The following is a 24,629-nucleotide window of genomic DNA, read 5'->3' on the forward strand; positions in this document are numbered from 1 at the left end:
GGTCACGGTGTGGCGATCGCCTGGTCGACGATGGCCTGCGCTTCTTTCAGAATGCGTTGCAGATGGGCCTCGTCGTCGAAGCTCTCGGCGTAGATTTTGTAGATGTCTTCGGTGCCCGACGGGCGAGCGGCGAACCAGCCGTTGGCGGTCATCACCTTGATGCCGCCGATCGGCGCGCCGTTGCCGGGCGCGGTATCGATGATCCCGGTAATCGGCTCGCCGGCGAGTTCGTGGGCGCTGATGCGGTGTGGCGTGAGCGCGGCCAGCGCTTGTTTCTGCGCCGGGGTGGCCTTGGCTTCGACGCGGTCGGCCAGCGGGCACCCGAGTTCGTCGGTGAGCTTGTTGTACAAGGCGCCGGGATCATGGCCGCAGCGCGCGGTGATTTCGGCTGCCAGTAGGGCGGGCACAATGCCATCCTTGTCGGTGGTCCACACCGACCCGTCGCGGCGCAGGAACGATGCCCCAGCGCTTTCCTCGCCGCCGAAACCGAGCGAGCCGTCGAACAGCCCCGCAGAAAACCACTTGAAGCCGACCGGCACTTCGACCAGCGGCCGGCCCAGCCGCGCGCTCACACGGTCGATCAGGCCGGTGCTGACCACGGTCTTGCCCACTGCGGCCTGCGCGCTCCATTGCGGGCGGTGGCTAAACAGATAATCGATGGCGACTGCTAGATAGTGGTTGGGTGCCAGCAAACCGGCCTGGCCGGTGACGATCCCGTGCCGGTCGTGGTCGGTGTCGCAGCCGAAGGCGATGTCGTAACGATCCTTGAGATCGAGCAAGCGCTGCATTGCATAGGGCGACGAGGGATCCATGCGAATCCGGCCGTCCCAGTCGACGGTCATGAAGGCAAACGTCGGATCGACTACGTCGCTGACCACGGTGAGGTCCAGCCGGTAGTGCTCGGCGATGCGTGCCCAGTAGTGCACGCCGGCGCCGCCCAGCGGGTCGACGCCCATATGCACCTCGGCTGCGCGGATCGCATCCATGTCGACGACCTGGCCGAGATCGGCGACATAGGCGGTGACGAAATCGTGGCGATGCGTGGTTGCTGCCTGCAGCGCGCGGTTGCAGGGGATTCGCTTAATTCCGGCCAGGTCCTTTTCGAGCAGGGCGTTGGCCGCGTTCTCGATGGCGTCGGTGATGTGCTCGTCGGCCGGCCCGCCGTTCGGCGGGTTGTACTTGAAGCCGCCGTTGTCCGGCGGGTTGTGGGACGGGGTCACCACGATACCGTCCGCCAGCCCGGATGTACGCCCGCGGTTGTAGGTCAGAATCGCGTGCGAGATCGCCGGTGTCGGCGTGTATTCGTCGTCGGTGGCCAGCATGGTTTCGACCCCGTTGCCGGCAAGCACCTCGATGGCGCTGGCCCGGGCGGGTTCCGACAGCGCGTGGGTATCGATGCCGAGAAACAGCGGCCCGTCGATGTCCTGGCTTTTGCGGTAGTCGCAGATCGCCTGCGTGATCGCCAGCACATGACGTTCGTTGAACGACAATGCGAACGACGAGCCCCGATGCCCGGAGGTGCCGAAGGCGACGCGTTGCGCCGGCACGCCCGGATCCGGCAGCCCGGTGTAATAGGCGCTCACCAGCCGGGGTACATTGACCAGCAGATCTAGCGGGGCGGGTTTGCCGGCGAGCGGGCTGATGCGTGTGGCCATGGGATGCGCCTCAGATGGCAGCGGTGGGCAAACGGGCCGCATCGTCGGCCCGCTTGCGGCGATAGCGCTCGATCAACGCGTTGGTCGAGCTGTCATGGGTGCGCGGCACGGCGCCGTCGGGCTTGAGCTCCGGCAACAGTCGCTGGGCCAATGCCTTGCCCAGTTCCACGCCCCACTGGTCGAACGAATCGATATCCCAGATCACGCCCTGGACGAACACGCTGTGCTCGTAGAGGGCGACCAGCGAGCCCAGGGTCGCCGGCGTCAGCCGGTCGGCCAGCAGGGTGTTGCTTGGGCGGTTGCCCTCGAAGACACGATGGGGTGCCAGCGCCGCCCCTATGCCTTCGGCCGCGACTTCGCTGGCGGTCTTGCCGAACGCCAGCGCCTGGCTCTGCGCGAACAGGTTGGCCATCAGCAGGTCATGCTGGCCGCCGAGCGGATTCAAGCTCTGGCAGAAGCCGATGAAATCGCAGGGCACCAGCCGCGTGCCCTGATGGATCAGCTGGTAGAACGAATGCTGGCCATTGGTGCCGGGCTCGCCCCAGAGGATCGGCGCGGTCTGAGTTGCTACCGGGGCGCCGGCGCGGGTGATGTGCTTGCCGTTGCTCTCCATGGTCAACTGCTGCAGATAAGCCGGAAAACGCGTCAGGTATTGCGCGTAGGGCAGCACCGCGACGGTGGTCGCACCCAGGAAATTGTTGTTCCAGATCGCCAGCAGCGCCATCAGCACCGGCAGGTTCTGCGCCAGCGGCGCGTGCTGGAAATGCTCGTCCATGGCGTGGAAGCCGGCGAGCATGGCGTGGAAGTGCTCGGGGCCGATCGCAATCATGTTGGCCAGCCCGATCGCCGAATCCATCGAGTAGCGGCCGCCGACCCAGTCCCAGAAACCGAACATCTGGTCGGCCGCGATGCCGAACGCGGTGACGCCTTCGATGTTGGTGGAGACCGCAACGAAGTGTCGTGCCACGGCTGCGTCATCGCCGAGCTGGGCGATACACCAGTCGCGTGCGGCATGCGCGTTGGTCAGTGTTTCCTGGGTCGTGAAGGTCTTGGAACAGACGATGAACAGGGTTTCGGCGGCGTCGAAGCCACGCAGCGTCTCGACCAGATCGGTCGCATCAACATTCGAGACGAAACGCACGGTGAGGTCGCGCCGGCTGTAGTGGCGCAGGGCCTCGAAGGCCATCACCGGGCCGAGGTCCGAACCGCCGATACCGATATTCACGACGTTGCGGATCCGTTTGCCGGTATGGCCCAGCCAGCGCCCGCCGCGTACATCCTCGGCGAACCGCGTCATGCGGGCGAGCACCGTGTGCACTTCAGCGACGACATCCTGGCCGTCGACCACGATCTTCTGGCTCGCCGGTGCTCGCAACGCCACGTGCAGCACCGCGCGCTGTTCGGTGGTGTTGATTGCCTCGCCGCGGAACATGGCGTCCCTGCGCTCGCACAGGCCGCGGTCTTGCGCCAGCGCAATCAGTAGTTCGAGCGTGTGCGCGGTCACGCGGTTCTTCGAGTAGTCAAGGAACCAGCCGGCCGCTTCGGCCGTGAAAGTCGTACCGCGCTCGGCATCGCCCGGGAACAGATCCCGCAGATGCGTGTGACCCATATCGTCATGATGTGCGACCAAGGCCTGCCATGCCGGACGCGCGGTCAGCGCGTCCGAAGAGGTGTGGGGTCGATGGGTCGCGCTGCTCATGGGGTGGCCTCGGCGACCGGCGGGCACTTGGCTTGGATCTGCTTCAGCAGGGTTTGCCACGAGGCCGAGAAGGACTCGGCCCCTTCGCGCTGCAGCCGCGCGGCGAGGGCGTCGGTATCGATACCGGCCTGCGTAAACGTCTGCAGCGCGGTGTCGGCGGCGCCGCCGTCGACGGCTAACGGCTCGCTCGCCCGGCCGTGATCTGCGTATGCATGCAGTGTTTTCTCCGGCATCGTGTTGATGGTGTCGGGGGCAGCGAGCGCCTCGACATAGAGCGTGTCGGGTTCGGCCGGGTCCTTGGTGCCGGTGCTGGCCCAAAGCAGCCGTTGCGGCTGTGCGCCGGCGTCGGCCAGGGCCTGCCAGCGGTCCGAGGCCAGCAGGTCGCGATAGGCACGATAGGTCACACCGGCGATGGCGATGCCCAGACGGTTGTGAAGCACCTTGGGAACTTCCTTGTTCGCGGCGACATCCCAGCGGCTGATGAACAGCGATGCCACCGACCCCACTTTCGGATCCAGGCCGGCCTCGATACGGCGTTCGATGCCGCGCAGGTAGGCATCGGCCGCCGCCAGATACTGTTCGCGTGAGAACAGCAGGGTGACGTTGACCGGGATGCCGGCGAAAATCGATGCCTCGATGGCCGCCAGGCCGGCTGCCGTACCGGGAATCTTGATGAATAGATTCTCGCGTGCGGCCGTTGCATGCAGGTCGGCCGCCGCTTCGATGGTCTTGGGCGCATCGTCTGCCAGCAGCGGCGAGACTTCCAGCGAGACCCAGCCATCCACACCGTCGCTGGCATCAAAGGCCGGTCGCAGCAGATCAGCGGCGCGTTGCAGGTCGTCTATCGCGAGCGCAAAGAAGATCTGCTCGATCGTCGAGTGACGGTCGCGGGCGAGTTCGGTGATCGCCGTATCGTAATCGTTGCCGTGGCCGATCGCGTGCTCGAAGATCGTCGGGTTCGAGGTCAGACCGGTCACCGACAGGTCGGCGATGTAGGACGCCAGTGTGCCGTCGTCGAGCAGGCGGCGGGTGATGTTGTCGAGCCAGAGGCTCTGGCCGAGTTGGTGGAGTGCTTTTGTATTGGGATTCATGGGTGTGCGTCCGGCGTCATGGGTGGGCCGCGTCGGCGACGTTGAGCCAGCGCGATATGTCGAGATTATTCAGGTCACCGATGTGCTCGACCGTGTGGTCGGGCGGCGGATAGCGGTCGGTGGACGTGGCGTCGAGCGCATAGTGGCCCTGGCGCGGGAAGATTGTGATCACCCGTTCGCCCCAGACCCGCTTGATGGCCGTGAGCAACCGCAACTTGTCGTCGACGACGACATAGCGCGCCGCCGGATACCGGGCCTCGATCGCGGCAAGCCGCTGTTCCTTGTGAACATAGATCAGCACGCGGCCATCGACCGCATCCCACAGGCCCGAGCGCTGGATCTTGCGCGGCTGCAACACGACATCGCCGTCGCTCAGGATCACGGTCGGTCCGAACCCGGCCAGGCGCTGGAGGAGGTCGAGCGCGCCCGGGAACAGGCACTCGGCGAAGGGGTAGTCGATCAGGAAGCTCGACAGCTGCAGCAGGCGCTGCTCCTGGAGACCCACGGTTTCGATGTCGGCCCGGTAGCGCTGTAGGGCGCCGAGATAATCGGCATAGCCCAGTTCGGCCCGCAATGCTTCGAAGGCGCTCCAGTAGCACGCCGCGCTGTCAGCGCCGAACGCCTGCTCGAGGCGGTGGTGCAGGTCGGCGACGAAGCGATCGGTGTCGAGCAGGGTGTTGTCGACATCGAGGAGGAACACCCAATCCGGTGTCATGACGGCGGCTCCTCCGGCTGCGGATCGTGCCAGGTGCCATCGCCAGCGATCAGCGTGTCGGCGCCTGCCGGTCCCCAGCTGCCCGGCGCGTAGGCTACTACCGGGGCATGCTCGCCGAGCACCGGCTCGACCACGGCCCAGGCCGCCTCGACGGCGTCCTGACTCGTGAACAGCGCGCCGTCGCCCGCCATCGCATCGCCGAGCAGCCGCTCGTAGGGTGTTTCCGCCTGGTGGTTGTCCTCGTGCAGATAGAGTTCACGCTGGTTACCCACGAATGCCTTGCCCGGCTGCTTGATCCGGGCGGCCAGGGCAATCGACGAGGCCGGCTGCAGCTTGAACCGCAGGTAGTTCGCAGGTCCTGCGCCGGGGTCGGCGTCATCGAATAGATGTTGCGGCGGGGCATGCAGTTGTACCCGGACTTCGACGGCAGTCGTGGGCAGCCGCTTGCCGGCCCGCAGATACCAGGGCACCCCGCCCCAGCGCCAGGAATCGATGAACAGGCGCGCCGCACAGAAGGTCTCGACATCCGAGTCGGGCGCCACATTCGCCTCCTGCCGGTAGCCGTTGTACTGCCCGCGTACCAGGGCGTCGGCCGTCAGCGGTTGCATGGCCCGAAGCACGCTGGCCTTGGCGCTGTGGACGACCGCGAAACTCTGGAAGGCAGGCGGTTCCATCGCCAGCAGGGCGACGATCTGGAACAGATGATTCTCGACTACGTCACGCAGGCAACCGGCGCTTTCATAGAAGCCGCCGCGCTCGCCGACCCCGAATGCTTCGGCCAGCGTCACCTGCACGCTCGCTACGTAGTTGCGGTTCCAGATCGGCTCGAGGAACGAATTGGCGAAGCGGAAGTAGAGGATGTTCATGATCGCATCCTTGCCGAGGTAATGATCGATGCGAAAAATCGCGTCTTCCGGGAAGACCGAGCGGGCGATGGCGTTGAGCTCGCGTGCGGATGCCACATCGCGTCCGAAGGGCTTTTCTACGATGACGCGGGCGTTCTCGGCCAGGCCGGCGGCACCGAGACTGCGGATCACCGTGGGAAACAGGGCCGGCGGAATCGCCAGGTAATGGGCTGGCCGTTCGGCGGCGCCGAGCGCCTTCTTCAGCGCTGCGAAGGTGCCCTCATCGGCGTAGTCGCCGGCGACATAGTCGAGCAGCGATATCAGCTGGTCAAAGGCGGCCTCGTCGTCGATGGCGGCGTCCTGTTCCACGCTGGCGCGTACATGGCGATGCCATTCGTCGGTGTCCCAGGGCGAGCAAGCCACGCCGATCACCGGCACGGTGAGCGTGCCTTTCCTGACCATCGCGTAGAGCGCCGGAAAGATCTTCTTGCTGGCTAGATCGCCGCTGAAGCCGAAAATTACCAACGCGTCCGAATGCGCGGCTTCGTCGGTTGACTGAGATAGCGTGGCCGGACTCATTCGGACGACTCCTCGTGCGGTTTCTCAACATGGCCACCGAACTCGTGGCGCATGGCAGAGAGCAAGCGATTGGCAAAGTCGGCTTCGCCGCGTGAGGCAAAACGTTCGTACAATGCAGTGGTGAGCACCGGCGCGGGCACCGCCTCGTCGATCGCCGCCTGAATGGTCCAGCGGCCTTCGCCGGAATCCGAGACTCGGCCGTCGTAGCCGGACAGCTGGGAATCGTCCAACAGTGCATCGGCGGTCAGGTCGAGCAGCCAGGAGCCGATGACGCTGCCGCGGCGCCAGACTTCGGCGATCTTGGGCAGGTCCAGCTGGTATTGGTAGAACTCGGGCTCGCGCAGCGGCGCCGTTTCGGCGTCGCTTGTGGGCGGGTGCCTGCCGATATCGGCGTGATGCAGAATAGCCAGCCCTTCGGCGTAGGCCGCCATCACGCCGTATTCAATGCCGTTGTGCACCATCTTCACGAAATGACCGGCGCCGCTCGGGCCGCAGTGCAGAAACCCCTGCTCGGCCGGCCCGGGCGTACCGCTGCGTCCGCGGGTGCGGGCGACTGAGCCGACCCCGGGGGCGAGTGCGGAGAAGATCGGTTCCAGGTGGGCGACGATCTCGTTCTCGCCGCCGATCATCAGACAGTAGCCGCGCGTCTCGCCGGCGACGCCGCCGCTGGTGCCGACGTCGACATAATGCGTGCCGGCGACCGCCATCTTCTGCGCGCGGCCGATATCGTCGCGGTAGTAGGAATTGCCCCCGTCGATCACGATGTCGCCGGGTTCCAGATGGATGGTCAGAGCATCCAGCGCCGAGTCGACGACCGCCGCCGGGACCATCAACCAGATCGCGCGCGGCGGGTCCATGGTCTGCACCAGTTCGGCCATCGAAGTCGCGCCGACCGCACCGAGCTTGCACAACGGCGCCATCGCCTCGGGTTGCGTGTCGTGAACGATGCACGCATGCCCCTGGTTCATCAGGCGTCGAACCATGCTCGCGCCCATCCGGCCCAGACCGATCATTCCGAGTTGCATGGCGCTCTCCGATTTATTTGTTGCTGATCGTGGTTGCTGCCTACGATCACGACGATCGAATGCGATTCGCCATCGTCGGTCAGCGTGAGCGTGCCGTGCGGGGCTTCGATACCATCGAGCGTAGTGCTCGAAAGTGCCGAGTCGCCCGCCTGGCATGCGATGTCGTATGACGTTGCGCCGAGGCGATACTGCAGACCGAACGAGGCCCAGTCTTTCGGTAGCAGCGGTCGGACGGTGAGTTCATTTCGACGCCGTCTAAGGCCGAGGAGCGACTCGGTAATCAGTTGATACAACCAGCCTGCCGAGCCGGTGTACCAGGTCCAGCCGCCGCGGCCGGCGTGCGGCGCGAAGGCATAGACATCGCCGGCCACGACGTAGGGTTCGACCTGATAAGTGGCCACAGCCTCGGCGCTTTCGGCGTGGCTCAGTGGATTGAGCAAGGTCAACAGTTCCCAGGCGCGCTCGGCATCGCCCAGCGCGGCGAAAGCCATGGCCGCCCAGACTGCCGCATGGGTATATTGACCGCCGTTTTCGCGCACGCCGGGCACATAGCCCTGGATATAACCCGGCGATGGCTTCGAGGTATCGAAGGGCGGCTCAAGCAACTGAATGAGCCGTGTATCGCGATGCACCAGGTGCCGGTCGAGAGCGTCCATCGCGGCCTGCGCTCTTTCGGTTGGTGCGGCACCGGACAAGACCGCCCAACTCTGGGCGATCGAGTCGATCCGGCATTCGCTGTTCTCGGCCGATCCGAGCACCGTGCCGTGGTCAAACCACGCGCGTCGATACCACCCGCCGTCCCAGCCGCAGGCGTTGACCCGTTCGCCCAGTTGTTGCGCTTCGTGTTCGCACAGATCGGCGAAGACGGAATCGGCGTGCTCACGGGCCAGCGGCGCGAAGCGTGTGAGCACCGTGATCAGGAAGAAGGCCATCCAGACGCTTTCACCCTTGCCCTCGGCGCCTACGAGATTCATGCCGTCGTTCCAGTCGCACGACCCCATGAGCGGCAGGCCGTGGCGGCCGTAGGACAGGCCGTGGCGGATCGCGCGTACAGCGTGTTCATACAGGCTCGCAGTGTCCGCAGACGAGCGGGGGTTTTCGTAGTTCGATGCTTCGCCTGCATGCAAGGGGCGGCTTTCAAGAAATGGGCAGGATTCGTCCAGCACGCCGTCGTCGCCGGTGGTCTCGACGTAGCGGCAGATCGCCAGCGGCAGCCACAGAAAATCGTCCGCACAATGCGTACGCACGCCCTTGCCGTTGGGCGGGTGCCACCAATGCTGGGCGTCGCCTTCCACGAACTGACGTGAGGCGGCGCGCAGCAGGTGCTCGCGTACCAGGCCCGGCGCGGCGTGGACCAGCGCCATCACATCCTGCAATTGATCGCGAAAACCGAACGCGCCGCTGGATTGGTAGAACCCGGTGCGACCCCAGAGGCGCGAGGCGATGACCTGGTACAGCAGCCAGCCATTGGCCAGGGCATTCAGTTCCCGGTCCGGCGTCTGTACCTGGACCGCGCCCAGCGTGCGCTGCCAATAGGCCTGCACCGCCTCGAGCGTCTCCTGTGCCGCCGCATCGCCGCGGGATGCATGGACCCGTTCGTGTGCCTCGGTTGGTGTCTTGCCGGCACCGAGCCGGAAGACGACCACCCGTTCCTGCCCGGGGGCCAGGTCGAATACGACGCGTAGCGCGGCGCAGGGATCGAGTGCTGCGCCGACGCGGCCGGATAACCGCGCCCGGGCGATCGCGGCAGGTGCGGCCAGGGAACCGCCGGCGCCAAGGAAGTCACCGCGGTCGGCGCAGGCTTCTACAGTGCCGTCGGCGTCAGGCGCGTCGACGGTGAAGAAAGCCGTGCGCTCGGCGAAGTCCGTGTTGTAGGCATTGCGGGCGAACAGAGCGCCGGCTGCCTGGTCGAATTCAGTGACCATGTGCATCAGCGTCTTCGCGCGTTCGTCGCCGAGCACCCAGTCGAGATAGCCCGTCACCGAGAGTCGGCGAGCTTGGTCCGAGTGGTTGCGCAGGGTCAGTACCGAGAACTTGATCGGCGCATCGATGACTACGTGGATCGACAGTTCGGATTCGATCCCGTCCTCGGTGTGTTCGAACACGCTGTAGCCGAAGCCGTGGCGCGTGACGTATGGACTGGCGCCCGGGGTGGGCAGCAGGCTGGGGGACCAGAAGTGGCCGCTGCCCTCGTCGCGGATGTAAAAAGCTTCGGTATTGGCGTCGCCGACCGGGTCGTTCGACCAGGGCGTCAGGCGAAACTCGTGCGCGTTTTCGCTCCAGGTGGTTGCGCTGCCACTTTCCGACACCAGGGTGCCGAAGTCCGGATTCGCGATCACGTTGACCCAGGGCGCAGGCGTCATCTGCGCCGTCGATGCCATGATGACGTACTCATGCGCATCGGGCGTGAAACCGCTTTTAAATGGTTTGTCGCTGTTTATGGCACGGTCAGCAACGGCAGTCGGCGTTGAGCGCCCGGGCGGTTCCGGGCTCGCGGCATCCGTTGGAGCCGCCCGCCGCATGACCTGTTCAGTCAGCGACCCGGCGGTGTCATGAACCACGACGCGGGCGACGCTTTGCAACAGGATCCGATCGTCGGCGTCGAACTGCGCGTCGTCGAGCACGAAAATCCCGTCGGGCTTGTCGAGTAATGCCGCACCGGAGCTCGAACCGACTAACGCGCGCACCTGGCCGATGAGGGTCGGATCGCGGTGGTCGGTACCTGCCGCGCAGAGAATGGCCAGTTCACTTGCAAGACCATGCGCTTGCCAGTACGCGTGGGCTTGAATCAGTTGCCGCGTGAGGTCGAGTCGGTCCCGGTCGGTCAGGCGCAGCAACACGATGGCGACATCGCCGGAGATGCCGAATTTCCAGAGATCCGATTGGCCGCGGCGGTTCTGCGCGATGACGTTCGCATCGGCACGCAACGAGCCGTCCATATAAAGGATGGCCGCCGCCATTCGCGCATAGACCAGCGCATCGGCGTTGCTTGCCTGCAATGCCTGCAGCGTGGTTGCTTGATAGGTGTTGGTCTGTTCGAGAATGCCGGCGCTGACGCGTCCGTCGCAGACCGTGCGCGCCAGCTTTACACAGGCCTCATGCGTCGCCGCGATGCCCGTGATCCAGTCGATTGTGACCGATGCCCCCGGATCGAGAACGAATGGGACCCGGATGGCCGCGATGGCGTCGAGCACCGGGCCTGCGCTGCCCGAGAGCGGCGCGCTTGTATCCAGCGCCAGCGGATCGGCGCTGCTGCGCCCGCGACCGATAAAGCGTTTGCGGTCGGTCTCATAGGAAACTGGACTGGCGTCGCCAGTGCGGACCCTAGCCAGATGAAACAGCCATGGCGTGGGATCGTCAGGCGTGCTCGGGCGCCGGGTCGCCAGAATGGCTTGGAGGTCCGGCTCGATCTGGGTCTGGATAAATAATTTGCTGAAGGCCGGGTGTGCCGAGTCGGTGGCCGCAGGGGCCAGAACGATCTCGGCATAGCTGGTCGCGCTGAGGGTTCTTTTTTGGTCGGAATGATTGGTGACGACGAGACGGCGAAGCTCGACGTCGGCATCCACTGCCACGGCGATCTCCGTGCGCGCCTCGATGTCGTGGTCGAAACGTCGAAATGTCGCGCGACCGGCCGCAAAGTCATATGAGTAGACTTCGGGGGGCTGCCGCGACGGCTGTAATGTAGTCGACCAGCTCGCCTCGCGCGTTTCGTCGCGCAGATAACAGAAGGTTCCCCAGGAATCGAGCGTTGCGTCTTCACGCCAGCGGACGAGCGCGAGCCCCTGCCAACGGCTGTAGCCACCGCCGGCCGCCGAGATCATCACGTGGTAGGCACCGTTCGACAGCAACTGAATGTCGGGCATGACTGAAACGATTCGCGGAGTATCCGGACATAAAGATGCCTTCGCGGCGGCCGTGCGTCTGTGCGCTGGCAGACGGACGCAGTGGCGGACCGGGCCCAGAGTTCGGCCATGGATACGGTTGTTTTCGGATCTGCGGTTAGCGTGCCGTCGCGAAAGGGGAGAGCCTCTGGAACGGTCGACAATCGGTGGGGTAATGCGCAGGTGGCGCCGTTCCGTGGACCGCCATGCTTTCGCCTGTAGCACGCAGCGAGTGGCCAGCGCAGGCATGGTTTGTATGTTTCCGTGACGCGAGTGAAGGCCGACGTTCGACCGATGCTCTACGTCGATGTGCGTCAACGACGCGCCCTGATCGAGTCATGCCAGAGGTGGCTTCATGTCCCATTCGCTTGAATTGGAATGCATCAATACACTGCGCTTCCTCGCGGTCGACATGGTGCAGAAGGCCAACAGCGGCCACCCCGGCTTGCCGCTGGGGGCCGCGGCCATGGCTTATACGCTGTGGACGCAGCAACTGAAGCACCACCCGGACAACCCGAACTGGGCCGACCGTGACCGCTTCGTGTTGTCGGCCGGGCACGGTTCGGCGTTGCTTTACAGCCTGTTGTATGTGACCGGCTATGGCCTGTCGTTGGATGATCTCAAGCACTTCCGCAAATGGGGCAGCCAGACCCCGGGTCACCCGGAGCGCGGGCATACGCCGGGCGTCGAAATCACCACGGGCCCATTGGGCCAGGGCCTGGCGAACGCGGTTGGCATGGCCATCGGCGAAGCGCATCTTGCCGCGCGCTACAACCGCGATGGCCATGTGCCGATCGATCATCGCACCTGGGCCATCGTCAGCGATGGCGATCTCATGGAAGGCATTGCCTCGGAGGCGGCCTCGCTGGCGGGGCACCTGCGGCTCGGCAAGCTGGTCTGTCTCTACGACGACAACCGGGTCACGCTGTCGGCCGGCATCGATATCACCTTCTCGGAAGACCGCGCGCAACGTTTTGCGGCCTATGGTTGGCAGACGCTGACCGTGGCCGACGGTAACGATGTAGCCGCTATCGGTGCCGCGTTGGAGGCGGCCCGCGCCGATACCGACCGGCCGACGCTGATTCTCGTGCGGACGCATATCGGCTTCGGTTCGCCCGAGCAGGACAGCTACAAGGCACATGGCTCGCCATTGGGCGTGGCGGACGTGAAACAGACCAAGGAGACGCTGGGCTGGCCGGTCGATCCGCCGTTTCTCGTGCCCGCCTCGGCGCTGGCGTTCTTTCGACAGGCGTGTGAACGTGGAGCGCAGGCCGAGGCGGATTGGACCGCGCGCATGAGCGCCTATGAGCGCGCTTTTCCGGAACTGGCCGCGGAACTCGAAGGGCGGCTGTGCGGCGATCTGCCGCCGGGCTGGGATACAGATATGCCGGTCTTCCCGGCCGATGCCAGGGGCATGGCGACGCGCGTAGCCGGCGGCACTGTGATGAACGCCATCGCGCCGCGCTTGCCGACATTGATAGGCGGCTCGGCCGATCTCGACCCGTCCACCCATACCGAGCTCAAGGCGTTGGGCGACTTTGAACCGGCCGAGATGGCCGCCGTCGACACCCAGGGCAGCGACGGCGGCGGCTGGAGCCGTGCCGGGCGAAACCTGCATTTCGGCGTGCGCGAACATGCCATGGGCGCGATCGTGAACGGCTTAGCGGCCCATGGCGGTTTCCTGCCCTATGGCTCGACCTTTCTGATCTTTTCCGACTACATGCGCCCGGCGATCCGGCTGGCGGCGCTGATGGGGCTGCACGTGATTCACGTGTTCACGCACGACAGCATCGCGGTGGGCGAAGACGGGCCAACGCACCAACCCGTGGAGCAGCTGGCGAGCCTGCGGGCCATTCCCCATCTCAGCGTGATCCGGCCCGCCGATGCCAACGAGACCGCCGTTGCGTGGCGAGTCGCCGTGCAAACTCGTGATCGACCGGTGCTGCTCGTGCTGACACGGCAGAACCTGCCGACGCTCGATCGCACTCGATACGCCAGCGCCGAGGGCCTGCGCCGTGGCGCCTACAGCCTGTTACCGCCAACGCCCGACGCCGCCGCGGACAACGAGCTGCCGGCGCTGATTCTAATGGCTAGTGGTTCTGAAGTCGGGCTGATTCTGGCGGCAGCCGAGGTCCTCCAGAGCCAAGGTGTCGCTGTGCGCTGCGTATCGATGCCGAGTTGGGATTTGTTCGATGCCCAGTCGCTGACGTATCGCGAGGAGATATTGCCGCCTGCGGTATCGGCCCGCCTGGCGGTGGAACTCGGCGCGACGCAGGGCTGGCACCGTTATGTGGGCGATCGCGGCGATGTGCTGGGTATCGACAGCTTCGGCGCATCGGCGCCTGCCGACATTCTGCTGCCCGAGTACGGCTTCACGATCGAGGCGGTGGTGGCGCGTGCCCTCCGGTTGGTCGCCGTTAATCGCGGTTCATACGGTACGCATTCTGTGCCGACGACGTGGAGCCCAGCGACTGATCCAACAGAGAGGGGATGATCCCGGCTAACGTGCGATGCGTGCAGTCCGGGAATCATTCTCGACACGCCTGACGAATGCCGTATTGACCGCTGCCAACGCACCAGCCGTTGTCTTCGACGATTATTGGCGACTGGCTGGGGGATCGGAACAACCAGGCGTGTCGAAATACCGCGCACGCCGCTCATTTATTGACGCAGATCACGGTCTAGGCTCGGCAGCCATGGTCTGATCACCCCATGTCATCCAGGAACCTTGTTGGAGTGCTGCCATGGGTGGAATCAGGAAACTGCCGTCGACCCTGTTGGTCGCTGCTACGGCTGTGGCCACACCGGCCTGGGCCCAAACCGGGAATGGCTATTACGGCCCGGGCATGATGTGGAATGGAGGCTGGATCGGGATGTTCTTTGCCCCTCTGATGATGATTATCTTCTTCGGCGCCGTCATCGTACTGGTGGTGGTAGCGGTCCGCTGGCTGACCGGGATGGGCGCGCACCAGACTCACCTGGACGCGGGTCCGCAGAAGAATAAGGCGCTCGAGATTCTGAAGGAGCGCTTTGCGCGGGGGGAGATCGACAAGGAGGAGTTTCAGGATAAGAAGAAGCACTTATCCGATTGATAACTTGAAAGATCGCAACGGCTTGCATACCGCGCCCGAGCCACCGGTGATGACCCATTTTTCACATCATCCTGTTTCTGCCTTTGCTGACACTGTCGGTGTTCTGGCTGCTCCCGCTCGTCTGGGCAATACCTCTTTATCTGATCGCATTGGCCGTATCGCTCTGGCTTTATTGGAGCGTGCTGCGTCCCATGCGGCGGCACGGGAGGTCCGGTCCGAAGTTGATCGTAAGCCGTCATGGCTCGGTCAAACACGGTGAGGGTGGCTCTCTGATGGTGCGAATCCATGATGAACTCTGGAAAGCCACCTCGGACGAAATATTACATAGCGGAGACAACATCATAGTGATTGGACGTCACGGTCTGGTTGTGCAGGTTCGTCGTGATATCCCGGAAAAATCCAATCCATAACACGCCGAAGGCACATGCGATGACTCAGCTGCAAGTCCGGAATCAAACCGATTCGCTGCCCCACCCGGGCACGTCACGCGCAAGCGCCGTCTACACCTGTCCCATGCATCCGGAGGTCGAGCAGGACCAACCTGGCGATTGCCCGAAATGCGGGATGGCGCTGGCGGCGAGTGCGCCGCCGCGACGGCAGACACAATACACGTGTCCCATGCATCCCGAGATCGTCCAGGACGCGCCCGGCGATTGCCCCAAGTGCGGCATGACACTGGAACCGATCACCGTGTCCAGCGGCTCGGAAGACGACGCCGAACTCAAGGCCATGCGCCGACGCTTCTGGGTAAGCGTGCCGCTCTCCGCGGCGGTGCTGCTGCTGGCCATGGGCGAGATGGTGCCGGGCCTGGGTATTCGCGACCTGTTGGGTGCCGCCTTCGGCTGGATTCAGTTCGCGCTGGCCACGCCGGTAGTGCTCTGGTGCGGTGGCTTCGCTTTCAAGCGCGGCTGGAAATCCGTCGTCAATGTCAGTCCGAATATGTGGACGCTCATCATGCTCGGGGTCGGTGCGGCCTACGGCTTTTCGGTCTTCGCCCTGGTGGCCCCCGAGCTGCTGCCGGCCGCTTTCAAGAGCCACGGTAACGCGCCGATCTATTTCGAGGCGGCGGCGGTGATCATTACGCTGATCCTGCTGGGCCAGGTCATGGAGGCCCGCGCCCGCGGTGAGACCTCGCAGGCACTGAAATCCCTGCTGGACCTGGTGCCGCCCAGCGCGCACCGGATCGACGCCGACGGCAACGACGAAGAGGTCGCCCTGGATACGCTGGAAGCAGGCGATCATCTGCGGGTACGCCCGGGCGAAAAAGTGCCGGTGGACGGCGAGATCCTCGAGGGGCACTCGACCCTGGACGAATCCATGATCACCGGGGAGCCCATCCCGCAGGAAAAAAGCGTGGGCGATGCGGTCACTGGTGGCACCGTCAATCAGACCGGCAGCTTCGTGATGAACGTGGCCCGCGTCGGCGAGGATACCGTGCTGTCCCGTATCGTGGACATGGTTGCCCAGGCGCAACGCTCGCGCGCGCCGATCCAGGGGCTTGCGGACAAGGTCGCTGGCCTCTTCGTGCCCGCCGTCGTGGGCAGCGCTGTTGTCGCGTTCGTCGTCTGGGCGCTGGTGGGGCCGGCGCCAAGCCTGGCTTACGCTCTGGTGGCGGCCATTTCGGTGCTGATCGTTGCCTGCCCCTGCGCGCTGGGTCTGGCCACGCCCATGTCGGTGATGGTCGGCGTCGGCCGCGGGGCGCGCGAGGGCATCCTCATTCGGGATGCCGAAGCACTCGAGCTCATGGAGCAGGTGGATGTGCTGCTGGTCGACAAGACCGGCACCCTGACCGAGGGCCGGCCGGTACTTGTCGCCGTCGAAACCGCGGGCGGATTCGATGAGTCCGAGCTGGTCCGCCTGGTGGCTTCGCTGGAAAACGCCAGCGAACATCCGTTGGCGCGCTCGATCGTGGAGGGAGCAGCCGACAGAGGCGTGAAGCCGGTTGCGGTCAGCGACTTCGAGTCGATCACCGGTCAGGGCGTGCGCGGCAAGATCGACGGCCGCCTTGTGCTCGTTGGCAACAGCCGACTGATGACCGACAACAATGTCGACCCCAGTGCGCTGGAGGCCGCCGCAGACAAGCGGCGCGACGAGGGCGAGACGGTCATGCTGAGCGCTGTGGACGGCCGGATCGCGGGCCTGATCGCGGTCGCGGACCCGGTCAAGAAGACCACGCCGGAAGCCGTCCGCATCCTGCACGAGGCTGGCCTGCGGATAATCATGCTCACCGGGGATAACGAAAACACGGCGCGGTCCGTGGCCCGACAGCTGGCTATCGACGAGGTCCACGCCGGAGCGCTGCCCGAAGACAAGCATGCGCTGGTCGAGAAGCTGCAGCGCGAGGGCCACAAGGTGGCCATGGCCGGCGATGGGATCAACGATGCGCCGGCGCTCGCGAAAGCCAATGTTGGTATCGCCATGGGCACCGGGACCGACGTGGCCATGGAGTCCGCCCGTATCGCCCTGGTCAAGGGTGACCTGCGCGGTATCGCCAAGGCGCGCCGATTATCCGAACAGAGCATGCGCAATATTCGGCAGAACCTGTTTTTCGCCTTCATCTACAACGGCGCCGGCGTACCGGTCGCCGCCGGTGTGTTGTATCCGCTGTTCGGCGTCCTGTTATCGCCCATGGTGGCGGCGGCAGCCATGAGTTTTTCTTCGGTGTCCGTGATCACGAATGCGCTGCGCTTGCGGCGCTCGCGACTTTAGCGGTCACCCATCGCCCCGATCGCCAGTTGGAGTGTTTTCAGAAATGGCGGCATTAGCGTGGGTTAACCCGAACGGATATCCGTTTGTAGCGGAGGGCATGGGGTTGGGTCCTGTATGCGTGTTCCAGCGCACAGACGGGCCGCGGCCGAGCCCAGCAAAGATATGACGATGTGGCCAGGCAGAACCGGGCTATCGCTTCTCCTTCGCGCCCGAATCAGGCGCCACTGGAGCCGCGTCTGTGTGAGCGCTGTCGCTCGGCACAGCGCAAACGCTGTTCACGCGAGAGATCATGAGTCATGAAGGCCAAGCCAACCACACTGATACCGGAAATGCTTCGGCGAATGGACGCCTATTGGCGTGCTGCCAACTATTTATCGGTGGGCCAGATCTATCTCTACGACAACCCGTTGCTCAAGGCGCCGTTGTCACTGGACCACGTCAAGCCGCTGGTGGTCGGCCATTGGGGCACCACGCCGGGCCAGAACTTCATCTACGTGCATCTGAACCGGATCATCAAGCAATACGACCTGGACATGATTTACGTCGCCGGGCCCGGTCATGGCGGGCCGGCGATTGTCGGGAACGTCTATCTCGAAGGTACCTGGAGCGAGGTCTATCCGGATGTCACCCGGGACGAAGCCGGCTTGAAGCGCTTGTTTACCGAGTTCTCCTGGCCCGGCGGGATCTCTAGCCACGTGGCGCCGACCACGCCCGGTTCGATCCACGAAGGCGGGGAGCTGGGCTACTCGCTCAGCCATGCCTTCGGCGCGGTGTTCGACAATCCCGCCCTGATCGTGGCCTGCGTGGTCGGCGACGGCGAGGCCGAAACCGGCCCGCTGGCGACCGCCTGGCAGTCCAACAAGATGCTCAACCCGATCAGCGATGGCGTGGTGCTGCCGATTCTGCATCTCAATGGCTACAAGATCAGCAACCCGACGCTGCTGGCGCGCATCGACCACGACGAGCTGGAACAGTTCTTCCGTGGTTGTGGCTGGACGCCATATTTCGTCGAGGGCGACGACCCGGCGACCATGCACCAGCAGATGGCGGCTGCGATGGATCAGGTCGTCGCCGATCTCCAGGTCATCCGCGAGCAGGCGCGCGAGTCGGGCGCGGGCCGCCGACCACGCTGGCCTATGATCGTGCTGCGGTCGCCGAAGGGCTGGACCGGGCCGAAAGAGGTCGACGGACTGCCGAACGAGGGGACGTTCCGGTCACATCAAGTGCCGATTCTGGTAGACGCGGCCCATCCGGATCACGTTGCCCAACTCGAAGCCTGGATGAAAAGCTATCGGCCGGAAGAGCTGTTCGACGATAACGGCCGCTTGATGCCCGAACTGGCCGAACTGGCGCCCACCGGCGAGCGCCGCATGGGCGCCAATCCGCATGCCAACGGCGGACTGCTGTTGCGCGACCTGCGCATGCCTGACTTCCACGACCATGCCGTGGACGTGCCCGCGCCGGGGGCTGTCGAAGCCAAGGACACATTCATATTGGGCGGTTTCCTGCGCGATGTGGTCCGGCTGAACGACGATCGCCGCCATTTTCGGGTCTTCGGCCCGGACGAGACCCTATCCAACAAGCTGGATGCCGTATTCGAGTCTACTAATCGGCAGTGGGATACCACCCGCGAGGCGAACGATGAATTCCTCGCCCCTAACGGCGGCGTGCTCGATTCCATGCTTAGCGAGCATCAGTGCCAGGGCTGGCTGGAGGGCTATCTGCTGACCGGTCGCCATGGCATGTTCAACAGCTACGAAGCGTTCATCCGCATCGTGGACTCGATGTTCAGCCAGCACGCCAAATGGCTGAAGGTCACGCGAGAGCTGCCGTGGCGCCGGCCGATCGCCTCGCTCAACTATCTGCTGGCCTCGCACGTCTGGCAGCAGGATCATAACGGTTTCACCCATCAGGATCCGGGCTTTCTCGATCATGTGATCAACAAGAAGGCCGATATCGTCCGCGCGTATCTCCCGCCCGATGCCAACTGCCTGCTGTCGGTGTTCGACCACTGCCTGCGTAGCCGCCATTACGTCAACGTCGTGGTGGCCGGCAAGCACGCCATGCCGCAGTGGCTGACCATGGAACAGGCGGTTGTGCACTGCACCCAGGGCATCGGCATCTGGCCTTGGGCCAGCAACGACCAGGACAGCGAGCCCGACGTGGTCATGGCCTGCTGTGGTGATACGCCGACGCTGGAAGTCTTGGCAGCGGTCTCCATTCTACGTGCGCATCTCCCGGAGCTGAAGATCCGCGTGGTCAACGTGGTCGATTTGATGAAACTGCAGTCGGCCTCAGAACATCCGCACGGCCTGAGCGATGCCGACTACGATTCGCTGTTCACCACCGACAAACACATCATCTTCGCTTTCCACGGCTATCCGTGGCTGATCCACCGGCTGACCTATCGACGGCGCAACCGTAATCTGCATGTCCGCGGTTACAAGGAAGAGGGCACCATCACCACCGCCTTCGACATTCGGGTACAGAACGAACTGGATCGTTTCAATCTGGTGCAGGACGTGGTCGATCGCCTGCCGCATCTGGGCTCCAGGGGCGCCTATCTGAAACAGCAGATGCGCGACACGCTGATCGAGCACAAGCACTACATCCACAAGCACGGTCAGGATATGCCCCAGGTCCGCGACTGGCAGTGGGGGAGCCCGGCATGACTGCCAAAACTGAGGCCGTCGCAACTGATGCGGAAAAAACGGACGCGGCACCCGATGCCGGGGACGATCTGAAAACGCTGCCGCTGCCCGATCTTCAGAAGAAGCTGGACGCCTCGCCGGACGGCCTCACCCAGGCCGAAGCGGAAAAGCGGCTGGGCCAGTATGGCCCCAACGAGATCACCGAGAAAAAGACCAGTGCCTGGCTCAAGTTCCTGAGCTATTTCTGGGGCCCGATCCCGTGGATGATCGAAGTCGCGGTGATCCTGTCAGGTGTGGTCCAGCACTGGCCGGATTTTTTCATCATCCTGCTGTTGCTGGTCGCCAATGCGGTGGTTGGATTCTGGGAAGAGCGCCAGGCCGGCAACGCCATCGATGCACTCAAGGCAAATTTGGCGATCAAAGCAAGGGTTTTGCGTGATGGCCAATGGGTCACACCGCCCGCGCGTGAGCTGGTGCCGGGAGACATGATCCGGCTGCGTCTGGGCGATATCGTGCCGGCCGATGCCCGTCTGCTCGACGGCGACCCGGTGGAAGTCGACCAGTCGGCGCTGACCGGCGAGTCCTTGCCGGCCACATGCAAGGTGGGCGATGCGGTGTTTTCCGGCTCGATCATTCGCCAGGGTGAGGCGGGCGCGATGGTGTACGCCACGGGGGCCAAGACCTATTTCGGTAAAACGGCGCAACTGGTGGGGGGCGAGCAGACCGTCAGCCACTTCCAGAAAGCCGTGCTGAAGATCGGCAACTACCTGATCATTCTCGCCATGGTTCTGGTGGCAGTGATCATCGGTGCGGGGATCTATCGCGGCGATCCGATCCTCACCACCTTGCAATTCGCCCTGGTGCTGACAGTGGCGGCGATTCCGGTGGCGATGCCGACAGTGCTGTCGGTGACCATGGCGGTAGGCGCGCGCCTGTTGTCGAAGAAACAGGCCATCGTCAGCAAGCTGGTGGCAATCGAGGAACTGGCCGGGGTCGATGTGTTGTGTGCCGACAAGACCGGCACGCTGACCCAGAACAAGCTGACGCTGGGCGAGCCCTTCGGGGTCGAGGGCGTCGATCCGTCGCAGGTGATCCTCAGCGCCGCGCTGTGCTCGCGCGCCGACAACAAGGACACCATCGACCTCGCGGTGCTGGGCGGCGTGACCGACGATACCGAGCTCAAGACCTACGATGTCCAGCACTTCCAACCGTTCGACCCGGTCCACAAACGGACCGAGGCGACGGTCAAGGATAAGGGCGGCAAGACGTTCAAGGTGACCAAGGGCGCGCCACAGGTGATCCTCGCGCTGGCCGCCGACGCTGCCGAGGTGAAATCCGCAGTCGACCAGGCGGTTAACGCGTTTGCCGCGCGTGGCTTTCGGTCTCTGGGCGTGGCCCGGGCCGACGGCGACGGAGACTGGCAATTTCTGGGTGTGCTGCCGCTGTTCGATCCGCCGCGCGAAGACGCCAAGACCACCATCGATGCAGCGCGCGCTATGGGCGTGACGATCAAGATGGTCACCGGCGATGCGCTCGCCATCGCCGTGGAGACCGCGAAGAAGCTCGGACTAGGCGCGAACATTCTCGACGCCAGCAGCCTCGGCGACGTCGAGAAGGAAGAAAGTGATGCGGTCGTTGCGGACATAGAGAACGCCGACGGCTTTGCCCAGGTGTTCCCCGAGCACAAGTTTCATATCGTCGACGTACTCCAGCAGCACGGCCACATGGTCGGCATGACCGGCGACGGCGTCAATGACGCGCCGGCGCTCAAGAAGGCCGACTGCGGCATCGCCGTGGCCGGGGCCACCGACGCCGCCAATGCAGCCGCGGCCATCGTGCTCACCACGCCCGGCCTGTCGGTCATCATCGACGCCATCAAGGAGAGCCGCAAGATCTTCCAGCGCATGAACAGCTATGCGATCTATCGCATCGCCGAAACGCTGCGCGTATTGCTGTTCATGACCCTGGCGATTCTGGTCTTCAACTTCTATCCGCTGACCGCGGTGATGATCGTGATGCTGGCGCTTCTCAACGACGGCGCGATTCTGTCGATTGCCTACGACAATGTGCGTTACAAAAACCAGCCCGAAGCCTGGAACATGCGCCTGGTGCTGGGTATTGCCACGGTGCTGGGTCTGGTCGGACCCATCGCTGCCTTCGGTTTGTTCTTTCTCGGCGACCGCGTGTTTCATCTCGATCATTCGCATCTGCAGCCGATGATGTACCTGATGCTGTCGGTGGCCGGCCATCTGACCATCTTCCAGACCCGCACACGCGGCCCGTTCTGGTCGATCCGACCGGCCCGGATATTGTGGATGGCCGTGCTGGGCACCCAGATCGTGGCGACCCTGATCGCCGTTTACGGCCTCCTGATGACCCCGCTGGGGTGGGGGTGGGCAGCCTTCGTCTGGGGCTATGCTTTGCTGTGGTTCTTCATCACGGACCCGGTAAAGCTGCTGGCCTATCGCTTGCTAGATCCAGACAAGGCTGCAGCAAAGCTCATACCCAAGCCCGCTGCGACGGCGGCAAAAGGCAAGCCTGATCCCGAACCTGCAGCCCAACCCCCGGCGAAGGCCGCTGGCGCCCCGGAGGCCGATGCCAAGCCGGCGGCAGAGCCGCAGCCCAAGGCGCCGCCCGCAGCCAACGCCCAGGCCGGAGCCACGTCTGATCCCGGCAAGGCAAACGCCGCACCGACCGCCGCGGACGTCGTACGCCCAGCGGCCGATGCCAAGCCCGCAGCGGAGTTGCCGCCCAAGGCGGCGCCCGAAGCGCCCGCCGATCCCGCGGCCGCGCCCGATGCCGACAAGGCAGATCCCGCGCCGACTGCCGAAGCCGCCGCGCCGCCAGAGCCCGAAACAAAGGTCGCTCCGCGGCCCCAGCCCGAAGCGGCCGACCCAAGCGATAGCCCCGACACCCATGTCCCAGCAGAACCGGCTGCTGCGGCGACGATGCCGGCGGCGGAAGCACCGCCCGAGCCGACGCCACAGCAGATCAAGCGCGTCCATCAACTCTACGAGCAGCTCGGGCGCGAGGAGGTTGAGGCCGTGCAAGACCTGGAGCGGACCGAGCGGGATTCTAAGCAGCACAAGCCCGAGGCCGACTCGCGGGATTGACCCGAAAACTCGACCAACACCGACCGCATCGCTGGCATGAGCACGAACGAAGATCAAGCACGACGCCGCGTACATCGACGCATGCTCGATCCGCAGCTATCGCCCAACTTCCTCAACTCGAAGCTGGAGTGGCGACGGCTGTTCGCTGAACTGTGGGGTACGTTTCTGCTGGTTATGGTAGCGGCTGGCGGCGGCGTCGTGCGCGCGGTCAGCGACGGGCAGCTGAGTCTGGCGATGATCGTGGTGGCGCCGGGGATGATGGTGATGGCCATCATCTACTTCATGGGGGCGGTTAGCGGCGCACACCTCAACCCGGCGGTAACGCTGGCCTTTGCCGTACGCCGAAATTTTCCGTGGCGCCGCGTGCCGGGCTACTGCCTGGCACAACTGGCCGGTGGGGTCGCTGCCGCCGTCTTTCTGCGCAGCCTTTTCGGCACGGCCGGCCTGCTCGGGGCCACGGTGCCCGGCCCCGGCATCAGCAGCTGCACGGCCCTGGTGATCGAAGTGGTGCTGACGGCAGGATTGGTGAACACGATCCTTGGCACCGCATCCGGGGCGCGCAATATCGGTACCAATGGCGCGCTGGCGGTGGGCGCCTATATTGCGCTTGCCGGTCTGTGGGCCGCTCCGATCAGCGGTGCGTCGATGAACCCGGTGCGGTCGCTGGGGCCGGACCTGATCCGCTGGAATTTCCAGACCTCCTGGGTCTACGTCGTCGGCCCGGTGCTGGGCGCGCTGGTGGGTGTCGTTTTCGAATGGCTGCTCCGGGGCAAGGCCACCTCCGCCGGTGCAATCGCGGCCCAGGGGTCGTTGGAATTCGAGGATTCGATGCGGACGGACGAGCCGCGACCGTACGCCGGTCCGAGCCGGACGCGTCACGCGATCGACCCTGCGAACGCAAAGGCTCGAATCCACTCGTCACGCGACCCGGATTGAACCCCGGCTGGTCTGCCGCGGGGTGCCGTCACAGCTGCGCTCGACTGCGGGTCGCAGATGATGGTGATCATGTTGTCGGCGAAGGGCGGCTGGGCCGGCATCGACCAGGGCGTCCGCCATACATTGGCTGCCCACAGTAGACCGGTGGTCGGCTACGACTGGCTGCGCTATTACGGCAGCTCATGTCGGCCAAAGAGGCAGCGCGCGGTCCGTGTGCCGGGTCATGCGGTCTGACCGCAGTCATTGGCACAAACCGCATGTGCTGTTGATCGGCTATTCACGGGGCGGCGATGTGATGGCGTTTCGGGCCAACGGGTTGCCGGCCGACGGTCTGAACGCTGTTGTGTGCGCCGGGATGTCCGGTTTCGGGGCCGAAGCTCAGTTCGAGTTCCATTTTTTCATTCCGGCCGGCCGCTCGCCTGTGTGGGGCGGCGTACAGACGGCGGGGTGCGGTCGCCGCAGGCTGATAGTAGGCGCAGCTGCGAGTCGAAGAATTGAAGTTCACTTCACCGTCCTCACGGCAGCGCCGCGACAAGCTGACCAAATCGGAGGGGAATCGCGGGGCATACCGCATCCGAACAGGAGGGCCGACGATGAGTAATGGGCTCCGTGGTACGTCGCCGATGTTTCCGGGCGCC

The 24,629-nt window shown here is 64.6% G+C and carries 17 protein-coding genes; 10 read left to right on the forward strand and 7 right to left on the reverse strand.

Going from position 1 to position 24,629, the window contains the following annotated elements:
* Positions 1-2: 2 nt before the first annotated feature.
* From pgm to ACS8YF_RS13065, 7 genes are read right to left on the reverse strand one after another with little or no spacing between them, the layout of a single operon-like run.
* Positions 3-1,655 carry a phosphoglucomutase (alpha-D-glucose-1,6-bisphosphate-dependent) gene (gene pgm, locus ACS8YF_RS13035; protein WP_440850631.1) on the reverse strand — a complete coding sequence of 551 codons (1,653 nt, stop codon included), beginning with the start codon at positions 1,653-1,655 and terminating at the stop codon, positions 3-5.
* A gap of 10 nt (positions 1,656-1,665) precedes the next feature.
* Positions 1,666-3,354 (reverse strand): glucose-6-phosphate isomerase, encoded by a 1,689-nt coding sequence (pgi, locus tag ACS8YF_RS13040; protein WP_440850632.1) that lies wholly within the window; start codon positions 3,352-3,354, stop codon positions 1,666-1,668.
* The gene (tal, locus tag ACS8YF_RS13045; RefSeq protein WP_440850633.1) at positions 3,351-4,445 is read right to left on the reverse strand and encodes a transaldolase; all 1,095 of its coding nucleotides are present in this window, start codon (positions 4,443-4,445) and stop codon (positions 3,351-3,353) included. Before tal ends, pgi begins: the two co-directional genes overlap by 4 nt.
* A 16-nt stretch (positions 4,446-4,461) precedes the next feature.
* Positions 4,462-5,160 (reverse strand): HAD family hydrolase, encoded by a 699-nt coding sequence (locus ACS8YF_RS13050; RefSeq protein ID WP_440850634.1) that lies wholly within the window; start codon positions 5,158-5,160, stop codon positions 4,462-4,464.
* Entirely contained in the window at positions 5,157-6,584 is a 1,428-nt protein-coding gene (gene zwf / locus ACS8YF_RS13055; RefSeq protein ID WP_440850635.1) for a glucose-6-phosphate dehydrogenase, read from the reverse strand. Before zwf ends, ACS8YF_RS13050 begins: the two co-directional genes overlap by 4 nt.
* A complete protein-coding gene (gene gnd / locus ACS8YF_RS13060; protein ID WP_440850636.1) occupies positions 6,581-7,609 on the reverse strand; it encodes a phosphogluconate dehydrogenase (NAD(+)-dependent, decarboxylating) in 1,029 nt (342 codons plus the stop codon). The genes zwf and gnd overlap by 4 nt, the downstream gene beginning before the upstream one ends.
* Positions 7,594-11,472, reverse strand: coding sequence for a GH36-type glycosyl hydrolase domain-containing protein (locus ACS8YF_RS13065; RefSeq protein WP_440850637.1), 3,879 nt, complete (start codon positions 11,470-11,472; stop codon positions 7,594-7,596). Before ACS8YF_RS13065 ends, gnd begins: the two co-directional genes overlap by 16 nt.
* 373 nt (positions 11,473-11,845) lie before the next feature.
* Here ACS8YF_RS13065 and tkt point away from each other — a divergent pair, with 373 nt between their 5' ends.
* The 10 genes from tkt to ACS8YF_RS13115 all read left to right on the forward strand — a co-directional run bounded on the left by tkt (position 11,846) and on the right by ACS8YF_RS13115 (position 24,592).
* On the forward strand, positions 11,846-13,984 hold the full coding sequence (gene tkt / locus ACS8YF_RS13070) for a transketolase (RefSeq protein ID WP_440850638.1): 2,139 nt from the start codon (positions 11,846-11,848) through the stop codon (positions 13,982-13,984).
* A gap of 250 nt (positions 13,985-14,234) precedes the next feature.
* Positions 14,235-14,582, forward strand: coding sequence for an SHOCT domain-containing protein (locus ACS8YF_RS13075; RefSeq protein ID WP_440850639.1), 348 nt, complete (start codon positions 14,235-14,237; stop codon positions 14,580-14,582).
* A 4-nt stretch (positions 14,583-14,586) separates the two neighbouring features.
* Positions 14,587-14,841 carry a hypothetical protein gene (locus ACS8YF_RS13080; RefSeq protein WP_440850667.1) on the forward strand — a complete coding sequence of 85 codons (255 nt, stop codon included), beginning with the start codon at positions 14,587-14,589 and terminating at the stop codon, positions 14,839-14,841.
* 13 nt (positions 14,842-14,854) lie between these two features.
* On the forward strand, positions 14,855-14,992 hold the full coding sequence (locus ACS8YF_RS13085; protein ID WP_440850665.1) for an NfeD family protein: 138 nt from the start codon (positions 14,855-14,857) through the stop codon (positions 14,990-14,992).
* 19 nt (positions 14,993-15,011) lie between these two features.
* The gene (locus ACS8YF_RS13090; protein ID WP_440850640.1) at positions 15,012-17,291 is read left to right on the forward strand and encodes a copper-transporting P-type ATPase; all 2,280 of its coding nucleotides are present in this window, start codon (positions 15,012-15,014) and stop codon (positions 17,289-17,291) included.
* A gap of 296 nt (positions 17,292-17,587) precedes the next feature.
* Positions 17,588-19,963 carry a phosphoketolase family protein gene (locus tag ACS8YF_RS13095; protein ID WP_440850641.1) on the forward strand — a complete coding sequence of 792 codons (2,376 nt, stop codon included), beginning with the start codon at positions 17,588-17,590 and terminating at the stop codon, positions 19,961-19,963.
* Entirely contained in the window at positions 19,960-23,055 is a 3,096-nt protein-coding gene (locus ACS8YF_RS13100; protein ID WP_440850642.1) for a plasma-membrane proton-efflux P-type ATPase, read from the forward strand. Before ACS8YF_RS13095 ends, ACS8YF_RS13100 begins: the two co-directional genes overlap by 4 nt.
* A gap of 81 nt (positions 23,056-23,136) precedes the next feature.
* A complete protein-coding gene (locus ACS8YF_RS13105; RefSeq protein WP_440850643.1) occupies positions 23,137-23,991 on the forward strand; it encodes an MIP/aquaporin family protein in 855 nt (284 codons plus the stop codon).
* A gap of 57 nt (positions 23,992-24,048) precedes the next feature.
* Positions 24,049-24,225: an AcvB/VirJ family lysyl-phosphatidylglycerol hydrolase gene (locus tag ACS8YF_RS13110; protein ID WP_440850644.1), complete on the forward strand. Its 177-nt coding sequence runs from the start codon at positions 24,049-24,051 to the stop codon at positions 24,223-24,225.
* On the forward strand, positions 24,215-24,592 hold the full coding sequence (locus tag ACS8YF_RS13115; RefSeq protein WP_440850645.1) for an AcvB/VirJ family lysyl-phosphatidylglycerol hydrolase: 378 nt from the start codon (positions 24,215-24,217) through the stop codon (positions 24,590-24,592). Before ACS8YF_RS13110 ends, ACS8YF_RS13115 begins: the two co-directional genes overlap by 11 nt.
* The last annotated feature ends 37 nt before the right edge of the window (positions 24,593-24,629 follow it).

The organism is Salinisphaera sp. SWV1, assembly GCF_052044155.1.
Classification (GTDB): domain Bacteria; phylum Pseudomonadota; class Gammaproteobacteria; order Nevskiales; family Salinisphaeraceae; genus Salinisphaera.

Coding starts and splice junctions, on each gene's coding strand:
- pgm (WP_440850631.1), bottom strand. CDS start 1,655: ATGGCCACACGCATCAGCCCGCTCGCCGGCAAACCCGCCCCGCTAGAT.
- ACS8YF_RS13050 (WP_440850634.1), bottom strand. CDS start 5,160: ATGACACCGGATTGGGTGTTCCTCCTCGATGTCGACAACACCCTGCTC.
- ACS8YF_RS13105 (WP_440850643.1), top strand. CDS start 23,137: ATGCTCGATCCGCAGCTATCGCCCAACTTCCTCAACTCGAAGCTGGAG.
- pgi (WP_440850632.1), bottom strand. CDS start 3,354: ATGAGCAGCGCGACCCATCGACCCCACACCTCTTCGGACGCGCTGACC.
- ACS8YF_RS13115 (WP_440850645.1), top strand. CDS start 24,215: ATGCGGTCTGACCGCAGTCATTGGCACAAACCGCATGTGCTGTTGATC.
- ACS8YF_RS13095 (WP_440850641.1), top strand. CDS start 17,588: ATGAAGGCCAAGCCAACCACACTGATACCGGAAATGCTTCGGCGAATG.
- gnd (WP_440850636.1), bottom strand. CDS start 7,609: ATGCAACTCGGAATGATCGGTCTGGGCCGGATGGGCGCGAGCATGGTT.
- tal (WP_440850633.1), bottom strand. CDS start 4,445: ATGAATCCCAATACAAAAGCACTCCACCAACTCGGCCAGAGCCTCTGG.
- ACS8YF_RS13085 (WP_440850665.1), top strand. CDS start 14,855: ATGGTGCGAATCCATGATGAACTCTGGAAAGCCACCTCGGACGAAATA.
- ACS8YF_RS13065 (WP_440850637.1), bottom strand. CDS start 11,472: ATGCCCGACATTCAGTTGCTGTCGAACGGTGCCTACCACGTGATGATC.
- ACS8YF_RS13110 (WP_440850644.1), top strand. CDS start 24,049: ATGATGGTGATCATGTTGTCGGCGAAGGGCGGCTGGGCCGGCATCGAC.
- tkt (WP_440850638.1), top strand. CDS start 11,846: ATGTCCCATTCGCTTGAATTGGAATGCATCAATACACTGCGCTTCCTC.
- ACS8YF_RS13075 (WP_440850639.1), top strand. CDS start 14,235: ATGGGTGGAATCAGGAAACTGCCGTCGACCCTGTTGGTCGCTGCTACG.
- ACS8YF_RS13090 (WP_440850640.1), top strand. CDS start 15,012: ATGACTCAGCTGCAAGTCCGGAATCAAACCGATTCGCTGCCCCACCCG.
- zwf (WP_440850635.1), bottom strand. CDS start 6,584: ATGAGTCCGGCCACGCTATCTCAGTCAACCGACGAAGCCGCGCATTCG.
- ACS8YF_RS13100 (WP_440850642.1), top strand. CDS start 19,960: ATGACTGCCAAAACTGAGGCCGTCGCAACTGATGCGGAAAAAACGGAC.